This is a genomic window from Erwinia sp. B116, assembly GCF_002865965.1.
Lineage (GTDB): Bacteria > Pseudomonadota > Gammaproteobacteria > Enterobacterales > Enterobacteriaceae > Erwinia.
Window position 1 is genome coordinate 119,792 of sequence record NZ_JRZZ01000002.1, and the last position, 14,728, is coordinate 134,519.

At 58.4% G+C, this 14,728-nt stretch carries 12 protein-coding genes, 4 tRNA genes and 2 pseudogenes; 10 read left to right on the top strand and 8 right to left on the bottom strand.

Features of this window, described 5'->3' with window-relative positions; translation table 11 throughout:
• Nucleotides 1-41 precede the first annotated feature (41 nt).
• The 3 genes from ligA to NV64_RS01945 all read left to right on the top strand — a co-directional run bounded on the left by ligA (nt 42) and on the right by NV64_RS01945 (nt 3,856).
• Nucleotides 42-2,051, top strand: a complete 2,010-nt coding sequence (gene ligA / locus NV64_RS01935) for an NAD-dependent DNA ligase LigA (protein ID WP_101505208.1) — start codon at nt 42-44, stop codon at nt 2,049-2,051.
• Between the two features lies 1 nt (nt 2,052).
• Nucleotides 2,053-2,268 carry a DUF3820 family protein gene (locus NV64_RS01940; protein ID WP_101505209.1) on the top strand — a complete coding sequence of 72 codons (216 nt, stop codon included), beginning with the start codon at nt 2,053-2,055 and terminating at the stop codon, nt 2,266-2,268.
• A 112-nt stretch (nt 2,269-2,380) separates the two neighbouring features.
• Nucleotides 2,381-3,856 (top strand): PhoPQ-activated pathogenicity-related family protein, encoded by a 1,476-nt coding sequence (locus NV64_RS01945; RefSeq protein WP_101505210.1) that lies wholly within the window; start codon nt 2,381-2,383, stop codon nt 3,854-3,856.
• Nucleotides 3,857-3,919: 63 nt separating this feature from the next.
• On the opposite strand, the gene NV64_RS01950 is transcribed toward NV64_RS01945, so the two are convergent.
• Nucleotides 3,920-4,933: a bile acid:sodium symporter family protein gene (locus NV64_RS01950; protein ID WP_056239155.1), complete on the bottom strand. Its 1,014-nt coding sequence runs from the start codon at nt 4,931-4,933 to the stop codon at nt 3,920-3,922.
• A 95-nt stretch (nt 4,934-5,028) separates the two neighbouring features.
• Between NV64_RS01950 and NV64_RS01955 the strand changes: the two genes are divergently transcribed.
• Nucleotides 5,029-5,949, top strand: coding sequence for a LysR family transcriptional regulator (locus NV64_RS01955; protein WP_056239158.1), 921 nt, complete (start codon nt 5,029-5,031; stop codon nt 5,947-5,949).
• Here NV64_RS01955 and NV64_RS01960 read toward each other — a convergent pair.
• The 3 genes from NV64_RS01960 to NV64_RS01970 all read right to left on the bottom strand — a co-directional run bounded on the left by NV64_RS01960 (nt 5,946) and on the right by NV64_RS01970 (nt 6,667).
• Complete coding sequence (locus tag NV64_RS01960) at nt 5,946-6,296, bottom strand: FlxA-like family protein (RefSeq protein ID WP_056239160.1); 351 nt, start codon at nt 6,294-6,296, stop codon at nt 5,946-5,948. The genes NV64_RS01955 and NV64_RS01960 overlap by 4 nt on opposite strands.
• Before the next feature lie 215 nt (nt 6,297-6,511).
• A tRNA-Lys gene (locus NV64_RS01965) sits at nt 6,512-6,587 on the bottom strand.
• A gap of 4 nt (nt 6,588-6,591) precedes the next feature.
• Nucleotides 6,592-6,667 (bottom strand) — tRNA-Val (locus tag NV64_RS01970).
• A gap of 36 nt (nt 6,668-6,703) precedes the next feature.
• Here NV64_RS01970 and NV64_RS23050 point away from each other — a divergent pair.
• Together NV64_RS23050 and gltX are read left to right on the top strand one after the other, a co-directional pair.
• Nucleotides 6,704-6,922 carry a hypothetical protein gene (locus NV64_RS23050; protein ID WP_056239162.1) on the top strand — a complete coding sequence of 73 codons (219 nt, stop codon included), beginning with the start codon at nt 6,704-6,706 and terminating at the stop codon, nt 6,920-6,922.
• A 14-nt stretch (nt 6,923-6,936) separates the two neighbouring features.
• The gene (gltX, locus tag NV64_RS01975; protein ID WP_056239165.1) at nt 6,937-8,349 is read left to right on the top strand and encodes a glutamate--tRNA ligase; all 1,413 of its coding nucleotides are present in this window, start codon (nt 6,937-6,939) and stop codon (nt 8,347-8,349) included.
• Between the two features lie 36 nt (nt 8,350-8,385).
• On the opposite strand, the gene NV64_RS01980 is transcribed toward gltX, so the two are convergent.
• Together NV64_RS01980 and NV64_RS01985 are read right to left on the bottom strand one after the other, a co-directional pair.
• Nucleotides 8,386-8,739 (bottom strand): YfeC-like transcriptional regulator, encoded by a 354-nt coding sequence (locus NV64_RS01980; RefSeq protein WP_056239168.1) that lies wholly within the window; start codon nt 8,737-8,739, stop codon nt 8,386-8,388.
• Nucleotides 8,740-8,893: 154 nt separating this feature from the next.
• The gene (locus NV64_RS01985) at nt 8,894-9,682 is read right to left on the bottom strand and encodes a formate/nitrite transporter family protein (protein WP_056239169.1); all 789 of its coding nucleotides are present in this window, start codon (nt 9,680-9,682) and stop codon (nt 8,894-8,896) included.
• Between the two features lie 679 nt (nt 9,683-10,361).
• Between NV64_RS01985 and NV64_RS01990 the strand changes: the two genes are divergently transcribed.
• Nucleotides 10,362-10,437, top strand: a tRNA-Ala gene (locus tag NV64_RS01990).
• 50 nt (nt 10,438-10,487) lie between these two features.
• Nucleotides 10,488-10,563: transfer RNA gene (locus NV64_RS01995), tRNA-Ala, on the top strand.
• A gap of 338 nt (nt 10,564-10,901) precedes the next feature.
• Here NV64_RS01995 and NV64_RS02000 read toward each other — a convergent pair.
• Together NV64_RS02000 and NV64_RS02005 are read right to left on the bottom strand one after the other, a co-directional pair.
• Entirely contained in the window at nt 10,902-12,200 is a 1,299-nt protein-coding gene (locus NV64_RS02000) for a rhodanese-like domain-containing protein (protein ID WP_101505211.1), read from the bottom strand.
• 163 nt (nt 12,201-12,363) lie between these two features.
• Nucleotides 12,364-13,548: a NupC/NupG family nucleoside CNT transporter gene (locus tag NV64_RS02005; protein WP_056239175.1), complete on the bottom strand. Its 1,185-nt coding sequence runs from the start codon at nt 13,546-13,548 to the stop codon at nt 12,364-12,366.
• Between the two features lie 433 nt (nt 13,549-13,981).
• Between NV64_RS02005 and NV64_RS23815 the strand changes: the two are divergent.
• Together NV64_RS23815 and NV64_RS23820 are read left to right on the top strand one after the other, a co-directional pair.
• Nucleotides 13,982-14,659, top strand: a pseudogene (locus NV64_RS23815) (Nramp family divalent metal transporter); the annotation flags it as partial.
• Nucleotides 14,656-14,728 (top strand): annotated as a pseudogene (locus NV64_RS23820) (hypothetical protein); the annotation flags it as partial. The pseudogenes NV64_RS23815 and NV64_RS23820, both read left to right, overlap by 4 nt.

Here is a 14,728-nt window from a genome sequence, read left to right on the forward strand (position 1 = left end):
CCCCCGCCCGCCGGGGGTTTTTTATCTCTGATGGTGCCGCTATGCAATCCGTACACGACCAACTAACCCATTTACGCACCCTGCTGCGCCACCACGAGTACCAGTATCACGTGCTTGACGCGCCGGAGGTGCCGGACGCCGAGTATGACCGGCTGCTCGGTGAACTGCGCGCGCTGGAAGCTGAGCACCCTGAGCTGATCACGCCGGACTCCCCGACCCAGCGCGTCGGTGCGGCCCCGCTGGCGGCGTTTGGCCAGGTGCGGCATGAGGTGCCGATGCTTTCGCTGGACAATGCCTTCGATGAAGAGAGCTATCTCGCCTTTAACAAACGCGTACAGGACCGGCTGAAAAGCAGCGATGAGGTCACCTTCTGCTGCGAGCTGAAGCTGGATGGCCTGGCGGTCAGCCTGCTGTATGAAAACGGCCTGCTGGTGCGCGCCGCCACGCGCGGCGACGGCACCACCGGTGAAGATATCACCAGCAACGTGCGCACCATCCGCGCCATCCCCCTGGTGCTGCGCGGGGAGCATATCCCGGCGCGGCTGGAGGTGCGCGGCGAGGTGTTTATGCCGCAGGACGGCTTTGAGAAGATGAACGACGAGGCGCGGCGCACCGGCAGTAAGGTGTTTGCCAACCCGCGCAACGCGGCGGCCGGCTCGCTGCGCCAGCTGGACCCGCGCATTACCGCCAAACGCCCGCTGACCTTCTTCTGCTACGGCGTGGGCGTGGTGGACGGCGGCGAGCTGCCGCGCAGCCACCTGGCGCGCCTGCAGCAGCTGCAGGCCTGGGGCCTGCCGGTCAGCGACCGGGTGCGCCTGTGCCATACGGCGCAGGAGGTGCTGGCGTTCTATCAGCAGGTGGAAGCCGACCGGCCGACGCTGGGCTTTGATATTGATGGCGTGGTGATCAAGGTGGATTCGCAGGATCTGCAGGAGCAGCTGGGCTTTGTTGCCCGCGCGCCGCGCTGGGCGGTGGCCTTCAAGTTCCCGGCGCAGGAGCAGCTGACCACCGTGCGTGACGTGGAGTTCCAGGTCGGGCGCACCGGGGCGATCACGCCGGTTGCCCGGCTGGAGCCGGTGCTGGTGGCCGGGGTGATGGTTAGCAACGCCACGCTGCATAACGCCGATGAAATTGAACGGCTGGGGCTGAAGATCGGCGATCGGGTGATGATCCGCCGCGCCGGCGACGTGATCCCAAAAGTGGTCAGCGTGGTGGAATCGGCCGCTGATGCGCGTAAGGTCGTTTTTCCTCGCCACTGCCCGGTATGCGGCTCGGACGTTGAGCGCGTCGAAGGTGAAGTGATCGCCCGCTGCACCGGCGGCCTGATCTGCGGCGCACAGCGTAAAGGCGCCTTAAAACACTTCGTTTCGCGTCGCGCGATGGATATCGACGGCATGGGCGAGAAGATCATCGATCAGCTGGTGGATAAAGAGTACGTCAAAAATCCGGCCGATCTGTTCGACCTGACGGCGGGGAAACTGACCGGGCTGGATCGTATGGGGCCAAAGTCGGCGCAAAACGTGGTTGATGCCTTGCAGAAGGCGAAGCAGACCACGCTGGCGCGGTTCCTCTACGCGCTGGGCATCAGCGAAGTCGGTGAAGCGACCGCCGCCAACCTCGCCGCGCATTTTGGCACGCTGGACGCGCTGATGGCGGCCGATCTGGAAGCGCTGATCGCGGTGCCGGACGTCGGCAGCGTGGTCGCCAGCCACGTGCGTAACTTCTTCGATGAGGAGAGCAACCGCGAGGTGATCCGCCTGCTGATTGAGAAGGGCGTCGTCTGGCCGGACGTGGTGGTTGTGAGGCCGGAGGAGATCGACAGCCCGTTCGCCGGTAAAACCGTGGTGCTGACCGGTTCACTGAGCATCCTGTCACGTGATGAAGCCAAAGACCGGCTGGTGGCGCTGGGTGCTAAGGTCAGCGGCAGCGTCTCGAAAAAGACCGATCTGCTGATCGCCGGTGAAGCCGCCGGCTCCAAGCTGGCGAAAGCGCAGGAGCTGGGCATTGCGGTGATTGACGAAGCGGAGATGGTCCGCCTGCTGGGAGAGTAAGATGGAAAGGCAGCACCTGCTGGAGATCGCCAATACGCCGATGCCGTTCGGTAAATACAAAGGACGGGTGCTGATCGACCTGCCGGAGGAGTATCTGCTGTGGTTTGCCCGCAAGGATGAGTTCCCGCAAGGGCACCTGGGTGAGCTGATGCAGCTGACGCTGGCGATTAAGATCGAAGGCCTGGAGGGGCTGATAAACCCCTTAAAACGTGGTTGAGCCGCATTAAAACTCCTTAAATAATAAGGTTAAGGTTCTCCGCTGTCCCTTTTTTAGCCAGAGTGAGACTCCTGAAAATGAGTCACTACCTGACCTGAAAAGGGACATTATTATGCCTGTTATAAAACATACCCTGCCGCTGGCCGCCCCGGCCGCGCTGCTGTTGTGCACCACCGCTGCCTTTGCCCAGCCTGTCGCGCCAGGCTGCGATAATCCCGCCGACGGCTTTAGTGCGGTGATCCCATGCTATCGTGCCGAGCTGGCGAATGCTCCGCTGGACTATCATTTTGTCGGGAATGAAACCCTGACGGATGTGGTACTGACCCATTACCGCCTGAAGTCCCAGTCCTGGTCCCCCGCCGGAATGGTGCTGCCCGCCGAGTGGTTCCACAATGTGGATATCTACATTCCGGAAAACCCGCTGACCCGGCGTGCGGTGGTATTTATCAATAACGGCACCAACAAACCGGCCGCAGGAAAACCGCCGGGCGTTCCCAGCGATATGACCCCGGATAAGCTGGCTTCGCTGGCGCGCAACACCCGTACCATCATTGTGTCAGTGAGCGATGTACCCAATCAGCTGCTGACCTACACCGATGACCAGCGCGCCCGCGCCGAAGACGACAGCGTCGCGCACAGCTGGTCACTGTTTATGAAAGCGCCCGACGCCCTGCCGCGAATGTCTCTGCATGTGCCAATGGCGGCAGCGGTCTCACAGGTTATGTCGCTGGCGGAGCGTGAACTGTGGCAGTGGAAAGTGGATAAATTTATCGTCTCGGGATTATCCAAGCGCGGGTGGGCAACCTGGCTGACTGCGATAGCGGATGAACGCGTTGAGGCGATCGCACCGTTTGTCATGGATCTGCTGGGGATCCAATCATCATTAACCCATATGTATCACAGTTATGGTGATAACTGGCCGATGGCCTTTAATCCCTATTATCAGGAAGGGATCGATACCCGCGTGGAAACCCGCGAGTTTGCCAGCCTGCTGCAGATCGAGGATCCGTTGGCCTATCAGCAAACCGAATATGGCGAACGACTGTCGATTCCCAAGTACATCATCAACGCCAGCGGCGATGACTTTTACGTACCCGATAATTCCCGGTTTTACTTCGATAGCCTGCCAGGGGTTAAATCACTGCGCTATGCGCCAAATACCGGGCATGCCGGCATCCGGAATTACGCTGAGCAGTCGCTGACCACCTTTGTGAAGCGGATTCAGCAGGGGAGTGCGCTGCCTGAGGTAACCTCTGCGGTGCAGAACGGTCAGTTGAACGTGGCATTTTCAGAAACGCCCGCGTCGATAAAGATGTGGCAGGCGGTCAACCCGGAGGCACGTGATTTCCGCTTTGCCTGTGATATCACCTATCAGCCCTCGTCGTTACCGGTCAGCGATAAGCTTAACCTGATGCTCCCGTCGCAGGAGAAGGGCTGGCAGGCGACCTTTGTCGAAGCCACCTTCAGTGATGGCTATGTTGCAACGACGCCAGTGTACATCACGCCGGACGATAAATTCCCGACCGTAGCACCGCCGGACAAGGCTCCGGCCTGTAAAACCCTGCCGGGGCGCGGGCTCGGCTCTTAACGGGCGTAAACGCTCAACGGGGAGCCGGTAAAGCCTGTCAGCATTACCGGCCCTCGCAGGGCGTTATTTTTGCGATTCCACCGCCACGCTGCCCGTTTTTTCTCGTTTAGCCTGCTTCTCACCGGCTTTTTTATAGCGCTGCGCCAGCATAGAGCAGACCATCAGCTGTACCTGGTGGAAGATCATCAGCGGCAGCACGATAATCCCCACCGCTGCGGACGGGAACAGAATATTGGCCATCGGCACGCCGTTAGCGAGGCTCTTTTTCGAGCCGCAGAACAGGATGGTGATTTGGTCAGCCCTGTTGAAGCCAAACAGCCGTGCGGCGGCGAGGTTAATCGCCAGCACCAGGAACAGCAGCGCCAGGCTCCCTACCACAATCCACAGCAGCGTCATGCCGCTCACGCGCTGCCAGATGCCGTTCACCACCGCTTCACTGAAGGCGGAATAGACCACCAGCAGGATCGACGCCTGGTCGGTTTTGCCAATCAGACCACGATTTTTCTCAACCCAGCCGGCGATCCAGCGGCGTGAAAGATGGCCAAGTACAAACGGCAGCAGCAGCTGCAGCATAATTTTACCAATCTGCTCAACGCTGCCGCCGGCGGCGTCACTGTGCACATTCATCAGCAGCCCGACCAGCAGGGGGGAGATAAACACCCCAAGCAGGCTGGAGGCTGAGGCGCTGCAGACGGCGGCGGCCACGTTGCCTCCGGCCAGTGAGGTCAGGGCAATCGATGACTGCACGGTGGCCGGCAGAATGCACAGATACATAAAGCCGGTGTACATCTCGGTGCTGAGCGGCAGCGGGTGCCACCAGACAAACAGCATGCCGAGCGCCGGGAACAGCACAAAGGTGCTGAACATCACCCACAGGTGCAGCCGCCAGTGGCCGCCGCCGGCGATGATCTTCTCACGAGAGAGCTTGGCACCGTGCATAAAGAACAGCAGGGCGATAGCGGCGGTGGTCAGCCACTCAAAGAAATCAACGAAGTGACCGCGCGCCGGCAGAAAGCTGGCCAGCAACACGGTGATAATCAGTTTCAACATCAGTGGATCGATACGGAAAATGCCCATTGTTAATGCCTGGTTAAAAAATCATGGATGCTATTGTGCATCTGGCCGGTTTATAAATAAAATCGATTTATTGAATCCATATATGAAATAAACAGATGAATTACTCCTTACGTCAGCTCAGGGTGTTTGTGGCGGTGGCGCAGCAGGGCAGCTTCAGCAGGGCCGGGCAGCTGATTGGCCTCAGCCAGTCGGCGGTCAGCCACAGCATTAAAGAGCTGGAGACGGAGATGGGCATCCGTCTGCTGGATCGCACCACAAGGGAAGTCCTGCTGACCGAAGCCGGCGAGCAGCTGGCCAGCCGGCTTGAGCGGCTGCTGGAGGAGCTGAACAATACGCTGCTCGACGTGCGCAGCTACGGTCAGCAGCGCAGCGGGACGGTGCGGGTGGCGGCCAGCCAGACGGTTTCCGCCCATCTTATGCCGCAGTGCCTTGCAGCCGGCCAGCAGCACTACCCGGAGATTAAGGTGATGCTGCGCGATCGCCCGCAGCAGTGGGTGTTGCAGAGCGTGCGTAACGCCGAGGTGGATTTTGGCATCGTTATCGGTCCGCTGCAGGATGACGACCTGGAGTGCGAGGCGATTCTGGAAGAACCCTTTCTGCTGCTGTGTCGCCGCGACGATCCGCTGGCGCGGGAAGCCGCGGTCAGCTGGCAGATGCTCAACCAGCGTACGCTGGTGCTGCAGGACTATGCCTCGGGTAGTCGGGTGCTGATCGATCGGGCGCTGCGGGAGCAACGGGTGCAGGCGGAGATTGCTCAGGAGATCGGTCACCCGGTGACCCTCTATCCGATGGTGGAAGCGGGCATCGGCATCAGCATTCTGCCCGCACTGGCACTGCCGTTGCCGGAGGGACGGCCGCTGCTGGTGCGGCGGCTGCTGCCGGAAATAAACCGTTCCGTTATGCTGGTACGGCGTAAAAACCGCTCGCTGACGCCCGCCGGTGAGGCAATCTGGCAGCTGGTGCGCCAGCAGGCCGAACTGCTGACGCAACAGCGCCGCCTGACATCACCGTTTTAGATATAGACGTTCAGGGTATTGGTTTCGGTTGGACGGTTGACGCCGTCGGCCACCTTGCTGCTGCCGCTGTCGGCGGCTTTACTCTGCTGCGCCTGGGCGGCGGCCTTTTCCGCCTGCTGCTGCTGGATTTGCGCCAGCTGCGCCTCCAGTAGCTGGATCTGCGCCTGAATCAGCTGCTGTTTTTCCTGTTTCTGCTCGGTGGTCAGGGTATTGTCCGAGCTGAGGTCCTTCAACTGCTGCTGCAGGGCGGTGATCTGTTTAGCAATACTGGCCGTCTGGGAAGCCCCGCCGCTGCCGGAAGATGAACCGGACGTCACCGAGGGGGTGCTGGTACTGATAGTGGACATGGTTTACTCCTTTCTGGTTAACCATTAACGGTTATCGGAGCGGGGGCGCAGAGCTTGAGGCAGTAAAGCGTAAAAGAAGCGATAAGAAAGTGAAAGGGAAGCCGTTGCCGCTGGCAACGTTGTCTCGCTGTCGCTCGACCCGAACCTGCTGCAGGTTCGAACCCTGCCCGATTTGCGCACAGCAAAAAGGCGCCTTTAGGGCGCCTTCTTAACACTGGTGGGTCGTGCAGGATTCGAACCTGCGACCAATTGATTAAAAGTCAACTGCTCTACCAACTGAGCTAACGACCCGATATGGTGGGTGATGACGGGCTCGAACCGCCGACCCCCTCCGTGTAAAGGAGATGCTCTACCAACTGAGCTAATCACCCCCGCTGTGTGGAGTCGCATTATAGGGAACCGCCAAAATGAGTCAACGCTTTTTACGGGGAAAAGGTGCGTTCGTCGTAAAAATAATCAACCTGCTGTGTTTGCAGGCAAAAACCGCCGCGGGCTGGCGGATTTTATTCATGCAACTGCGGCATAAGGGGGGATTGGCGTTGAGGATTCGCCCTGCGGTGATAGAATATGTGCCACTCAAAGCAGGGCCGGTATCGGCTCTGCCTCAGGCCAAAGCATTCGCGTAATAAGGCAGTCATTAATGAAAATCAAAACCCGTTTCGCTCCCAGCCCAACCGGCTATCTGCACGTTGGTGGCGCACGCACGGCGCTCTACTCCTGGCTGTTTGCCCGTAACCTCGGCGGCGAGTTTGTGCTGCGTATTGAAGACACCGACCTGGAGCGTTCCACCCAGCAGGCGATCGATGCGATCATGGATGGGATGAACTGGCTGAATCTTGACTGGGATGAGGGCCCGTATTACCAGACTAAACGCTTCGACCGTTATAACAGCGTGATCGACCAGATGCTGGAAGCGGGCAGCGCCTATAAATGCTACTGCTCAAAAGAGCGGCTGGAAACCCTGCGTGAAACGCAGATGGCCAACGGCGAGAAGCCGCGCTATGACGGCCGCTGCCGCGACAGCCACGACCATCACGCGGATGATGAACCGCACGTGGTGCGTTTCCGTAACCCGCAGGAAGGCTCGGTGATTTTCGACGACCAGATCCGCGGACCGATCGAGTTCAGCAACCAGGAGCTGGATGACCTGATCATTCGCCGTACCGACGGCGCGCCGACCTACAACTTCTGCGTGGTGATTGACGACTGGGATATGGGCATCACCCACGTAATCCGCGGTGAAGACCATATCAATAACACCCCGCGTCAGATCAACATCCTGAAGGCGATTGGCGCGCAGGTTCCGGTTTATGCGCACGTGTCGATGATCCTCGGCGACGACGGCAAAAAACTGTCCAAGCGCCACGGCGCGGTGGGCGTGATGCAGTACCGCGATGACGGCTACCTGCCGGAAGCGCTGCTGAACTACCTGGTGCGCATGGGCTGGTCTCACGGCGATCAGGAAATTTTCAGCGTGGAAGAGATGACCAGACTGTTCTCGCTGGATCAGGTCAGCAAGTCTGCCAGTGCCTTTAATACTGAGAAACTGCAGTGGCTGAACCACCACTATATCAATACGCTGGCGCCGGAATACGTGGCTACCCAGCTGCAGTGGCATATCGAGCAGGAAAACATCGACACCCGCACCGGGCCTGAGCTGGCGCAGCTGGTCAGGCTGCTGGGCGAACGCAGCAAGACGCTGAAAGAGATGGCCGCCTCCTGCCGCTACTTCTATGAAGAATTTGATGAGTTTGACGCGGACGCCGCGAAGAAGCATCTGCGCCCGGTAGCGCGTCAGCCGCTGGAAGTGGTGCGCGACAAGCTGGCCGCCCTGAGCGACTGGACGGCGGAAAACGTGCACGCGGCGATTCAGGCCAGCGCGGATGAGCTGGAAGTGGGGATGGGTAAAGTCGGTATGCCGCTGCGCGTCGCGGTGACCGGTGCCGGGCAGTCACCCGGGCTGGACGTAACCGTTCACGCTATCGGTCAGTCGCGCAGCGTGGCGCGGATTGGCAAAGCGCTGGAGTACATCAGCGCCCGCGAAGCGCAGTAAGCGCAATAAAAAACCGGCCTGATGGCCGGTTTTTTTTCAGCTGTTACCGATGCCCAGCCGCTGCAGAATACCCTGAATCCCTTCCCGCAACAGCAGTGCCGCCAGCTGTTCCTGCTCTTCGTTGCTGAGTTGCTGTAACGAACTGACCAGCAGCGCCGGTAACGTATTCTGATTAACGCGATAATGCGCCGCCGGCTCGGCAGCGTGGCGTGTTGATTTCAGATACTGCCTTACCCGCTCATCAATATGGATGATGCGCGCCTTTCCACCCTGAACGCCCGGTTTCGGCGCGGTGGTCCAGCCCTCTTTCTTCACCCACTTGTTGATGGTTTGTCTGCTGAAGCCCGTTTGCTGTGCCAGTTCTTCCGGTGTTAACCAATCCTTTTTCACTTTAATGTCCCTTTTGCCGAATAAAGTAATTGAACATATTACAACAATTCATCACGCGAACAACCAATTAGAATGCCGAACCTTGCAGCAAAACGAGCGAAAAAGAGCGAAATGACGGGAAATGCTCCCCCGCTGACCGCAGGGGAGGGAGCGATCAGCGGGAAAGGGCGCTCTCTTCCGGGCGCGGGCGGTAAGCAAGGTAGTAGGCGAGGCCAACAAACACCGCGCCGCCAACGGTATTGCCGAGGAACACGGCAACAAAGTTAGGCAGGTACTCGCCCCAGCTCAGATACCCCGCAAAGATTGCCGCAGGTACCACAAACATATTAGCCACCACGTGCTGGAAGCCGATCGCCACGAAGGCCATGATCGGGAACCACATGCCGAGGATCTTGCCGACCACGTCTTTACTGGAGTACGCCAGCCAGGTAGCCAGGCACACCAGCCAGTTGCAGCCGATGCCGGAAATAAACGCCTGCAGGAAATCCGCGTTGACCTTGGCGTTGGCAATCGCCAGCGTCTTCTTCAGAAACACGCCTTCGGTCATACCCAGCATATGGCCAAACAGCCATGCAACGGTAATACTGCCGAGGAAGTTGGCCAGCGTCACCCAGAACCAGTTTTGCAGCACGTGTTTCAGCTGGATCTGGCGTGAGAACCAGGCCATCGGCAGCAGCATCATATTACCGGTCAGCAGCTCACCGCCGCACAGAACGGTCAGGATAATCCCCACCGGAAACACCGCAGCGCCCAGCAGCAGGCTGAATGAACCCCATTCAGCAGGCAACTGGTAAACAATATGGATATAGAGCAGGAAGCCGAAGCTAATAAAGGAACCGGCCATGAAACCGAGGATCAGAATGGCGGAGATCGGGGTATGACTTTTCGCCACGCCGGATTGCACGGCAATGGCGGCGATTTCTTTTGGTGTATGCAAAGACATGGGAGACTCTGGATGTAAGTAACAGGAGAAACTACCGGAGGCGGCGGCGCTTATCCTGCGCGATAACGGCCCCGGTATCCGTAAGCGGGCGCAGTTTTGCATGGGATTTTAACAAATACAAGTGTGAATTTTCTTCATAATAACGATTACTTAACAGAAAATGCTAAATTACTGATGTGTAGTGCTATTTCTTAACCTTGCCCGCTTTGTGGTCAATGTGCGTTGCTGCGCATTCGCCCAAAAGCCGTGACGTGACTCACTTAATGATGTCCCCACCGCCGCCGATCTTTCCATTGTCTGCGAACTGGCAAGGCACTTCTCACCCTTGTCACCCATTGACTAAAGCATGAGCCGCGATCGTCATCATCTGCCTCACAGGGCAAAAGCCATTATCACGGTTATCTGCCTCACAGGGTAAAGCCGTTGTCATGCTCATCTGCCTGTCGGCCCGCACTCTTTTCTCCAGCTGCTGTCTGCAAACGCCTTTTTGCTCTGCGTAGTGGTGCGAATTGCCGCCTTCTTTTTGCCTTAGCCTGTTGAATTAACCGACAAATTAGTGCTTTTTTCAGCGCGGTGGCGGCTTTTTCAGCGATCGGTCGCAGTTTTAAAATTTGCCGTTGACACTCCGGCCCCCGTTCCATAATATGCACCCCGTCAACACGACACGGCTTTTCGGACTGGGGGTATAGCTCAGCTGGGAGAGCGCTTGCATGGCATGCAAGAGGTCAGCGGTTCGATCCCGCTTATCTCCACCAAATCTTTACCAGAGGATGAGGTGGCACCGAAAGCCGAAGTTTTATGCAGTGGGGGTATAGCTCAGCTGGGAGAGCGCTTGCATGGCATGCAAGAGGTCAGCGGTTCGATCCCGCTTATCTCCACCAAAATTCTTAAATCTTCTGATTTAACACAAAATCTGCTCAGGCGGATTTTTGTCGTTTCTGCGGTCTGAAATCGGCGGGTGGCTATTTTAATCACGCCCCGAAAACAGAACGGGCCGGCATTGCCGACCCGCCACCCGCTATTCATCACTCACTGCTCACTGCTCACTGCTCACTGCTCACTGCTCACTGCTCACTGCTCACTGCTCACTGCTCACTGCTCACCGCTTACAGCCTGCAACCCATAGTTCACGATTCACAGTTCACAGTTCACAGTTCACAGTTCACAGTTCACGTTTGACGATGCACCGTTCGTGGCTGGCCGCTCACCACGCTGCGCTTTACGCGGCCAGCACCTTAAAGCGGTGGCTGCCGTCACGCGCCAGCTGCGCAGGCAGGCCCTGGCGCCAGGCGTCCTGCAGGGCGATTTCTGCCGCGCTGGGGTTGCTGCGCTCCTCCGGGCGGAGAAAGCGGTCGATGCGTGGCAGCAGCAGCGTGGTTTCACCCTGTTCCACCGGCAGCCCGGCCGCTTTCCACGCGGTATTGCCGCCGGTCAGCACCTGCACCTCTTTGCCGGTCAGCTGGCGCAGCTGCTCCGCAGAGTAAGCGGCCAGCAGGCTGCTGCCGCAGGTCACTACGTAGCGCTCTGCTGCGGGCAGCGCGTCTGCCCCGGCGGTGGTCAGCGCCGCGCGTTGCAGCCAGGCCGCGCCGGGAATATGCGCGTTGACGTAGTTGGCGCTGGTGGTGAAGTCCAGTACCTGGGTATCACCTTCCGCCAGCCGCGCCGTCAGTTCGGCCGGTGTCACCTGAGGCTGAGCATCCAGTTCAGGCACCTTCGGTGACCAGCCACCGCTGACGCTGAAGTCTGCCGCCTGCAGGCCATCAACGATCGCCACCTGCCAGCCCTGCTGCGCCAGCCAGCTGGCCGCGACGGCGGCACGCACGCCGTCACCGTCGTCGATCAGCACGATGCGCGCATTCAGCACGCTGGCGAACTGATCGGTCTCTTTTACCAGCTGCGCGGCAGGTACGGAGCGTGAGCCAGGCAGGTGCCCCTGCTGATACTCCGCCAGCACGCGTACATCAAACAGGTACAGCGTCCGCTCCTGCTGTTGCCACTGCTGCAACCCGGCCAGCGTGATGCGCTGCACCCCGGCACGATCGGCCAGCGTACGCGCTTCCACCGCGCTTAACCGTGCGCCGTTGTCCTGGCTCTCCAGCTGCAGCGCCAGCTGTTCTGTGCCAAGCAGTGGGGTGGCCGTAGAGTTGTCGACCAGGCTGGCAAAGCCGTTTGCCGGGCTGTTAACGCCGCTGAACAGCTCACCGCCGCCTTCCACCCAGCCTGCCAGCCCACCGGCCAGCAGGGCGACGTCGGTATAACCAATCTCCCGCAGCCGCTCGGCCGCCACGCGTGCCAGGCCCTCGCCGTTATCGTACAGGGTGACCGGCGTGTTCAGCCGGGGAATGCGGTTCAGGATCTCAATATCCAGCTTTGATACCGAGATATTGACTGCAAACAGCGGATGTCCACCGGCAAACGGCACCTCTTCACGGGCGTCGACCAGCGCCAGCTCTTCGCCGGCGTTCAGCGCGTTCAGGAGGTGTTGTGTATCACGGATTAACAGGTTTTTCTCAGACATATCAGCGGTTCCGAATCGGGGCGATGACGCGAGCGTCGTTCGCGGGGCAGGGGAGGTGAGGCTCAATCCTGGATCCGAAAGGCAGCGAGGGGAAATGCGTAATAATTGATAAGAAAGAAAAAATCAGCAATTACGGGCGGGGCCGGGCGGCCCCGCCAGAGAATTACAGCACCAGACCGGCGATGGAAGCGGAGAGCACGCTCACCAGCGTCGAGCCGTACAGCAGTTTCAGACCGAAACGTGACACCACGTTGCCCTGCTCTTCATGCAGACCTTTAATCGCACCGGCGACGATGCCGATCGACGAGAAGTTAGCGAAGGAGACCAGGAACACCGACAGGATACCTTCCGCACGTGGCGACAGGGTACCGGCGATCTTCTGCAGGTCCATCATGGCAACAAATTCATTAGAAACCAGTTTGGTGGCCATAATACTGCCCACCTGCAGCGCTTCACCGGCCGGAACGCCCATCACCCATGCAAACGGGAAGAAGACGTAGCCGAGAATGCCCTGGAAGCTGATGCCGAAGATGGTGTCGAACAGGGCGTTAATGGCGGAGATCAGCGCGATAAAACCGATCAGCATCGCGGCCACGATCACTGCCACTTTGAAACCTGCGAGGATATATTCGCCAAGCATTTCAAAGAAGCTCTGTCCCTGATGGGTATTGTTCAGCTTCAGATCTTCTTCGCTGTCCACGCGGTACGGGTTGATCAGCGACAGCACGATAAAGGTACTGAACATGTTCAGCACCAGTGCGGCGACCACGTACTTCGGCTGCAGCATGGTCATGTAGGCACCGACGATTGACATCGACACGGTCGACATCGCGGTAGCTGCCATGGTGTACATGCGGCGTTCAGACATTTTGCCGAGGATATCTTTATAAGCGATAAAGTTCTCTGACTGTCCCAGAATCAGCGAGCTGACCGCGTTAAATGACTCCAGTTTCCCCATGCCGTTCACCTTCGACAGCACCGTACCGATGGCGCGGATGATGATCGGCAGGATGCGGAAATGCTGCAGAATACCGATCAGCGCGGAGATAAACACGATCGGGCAAAGCACGTTCAGCCAGAAGAAGGCCAGTCCCTTATCGCTCATATTACCGAAGACGAAGTTAGTCCCCTCTGCGGCATATTTAAGCAGTTTTTCAAACAGATCCGAAAAGCCTTTCACGAATCCAAGGCCGGCTTCTGAGTTCAGGAAGAACCAGGCCAGCACAACTTCAATCACCAGCAGCTGTATGACAAAGCGGACGCGGATATTTTTGCGGTCACGGCTGACCAGTAAGGCCAGCACGGCAACCAGCGCCAGCGCCAAAGCGAAGTGAAGATAGCGGGACATGTATGCTCCAAATTTGAGGGCAGTTATATTTCGTTGCACATTCTATGTAACAAGGAGCGGAAAAACGAGAACTGCGTCGCAATATAACAATTACCTATTGCATGGGATTGCAGAAAAGCTTGAGGCGTCACAGGTTTTTGGCCGTAAACGGCCGTCAGCGTGGTTGATTATCCGCGCAGGGGGGCCTTTAGTGCAATACGCGCTCAATGATGATGAAAAAAACAGCCTGCGTCTGGAAAGCAGATTCTCAATCCCCTACAGTGTCTGAGGACGCATTTTTGCGCCATGCTGACATATTTATACAAATTATAGCCATTGCTATAACTTTTAGCGCTTGCTATTTTGGTGGATATAAAACACCCGATATGCCGGTGTATTCATCACTACGTTGTCAGAACCGGGCGTGAAGCCACGCCAACCAGGGGTAACCACCATGCAGGAAAGTCGTACTGCAGAACAGCGCATCCGCAGCCAGCGAAAAGTCAAATTTGCCCTGATGGGGCCGGCTTTTATCGCCGCAATCGGCTATATCGACCCCGGCAACTTCGCCACCAATATCCAGGCCGGCGCCAGCTACGGCTACACGCTGCTGTGGGTGGTGGTGTGGGCCAATATCATGGCGATGGTGATCCAGCTGATGTCCGCCAAGCTTGGCATAGCTACCGGCAAAAACCTTTGTGAGCATATCCGCGACCGCTATCCGCGCCCGCTGGTGTGGTTCTACTGGGTACAGGCGGAAATCATTGCCATGGCCACCGACCTTGCGGAATTTATCGGCGCGGCAATCGGCTTTAAACTGGTGTTTGGCGTCAGCTTACTGCAGGGCGCGGTGCTGACCGGCGTGGCCACGTTCCTGATCCTGATGCTGCAGAACCGCGGGCAGAAACCGCTGGAGCTGCTGATCGGCGGCTTGCTGCTGTTCGTTGCCGCGGCCTACATTATTGAACTGTTCTTCTCGCAGCCCAACGTGGTCGAGCTGGTGAAAGGGATGGCGATCCCGTCACTGCCGACGGCGGACGCCGTGCTGCTGGCGGCCGGGGTGCTCGGTGCCACCATTATGCCGCACGTCATCTACCTGCATTCGTCGCTGACGCAAAAGGATGAAGGCCGGCCAAACGTCAGAACCTGCTGTTCTCCGCCACCTTCTCTGATGAGATCAAAGGGCTGGCGGAAAAACTGC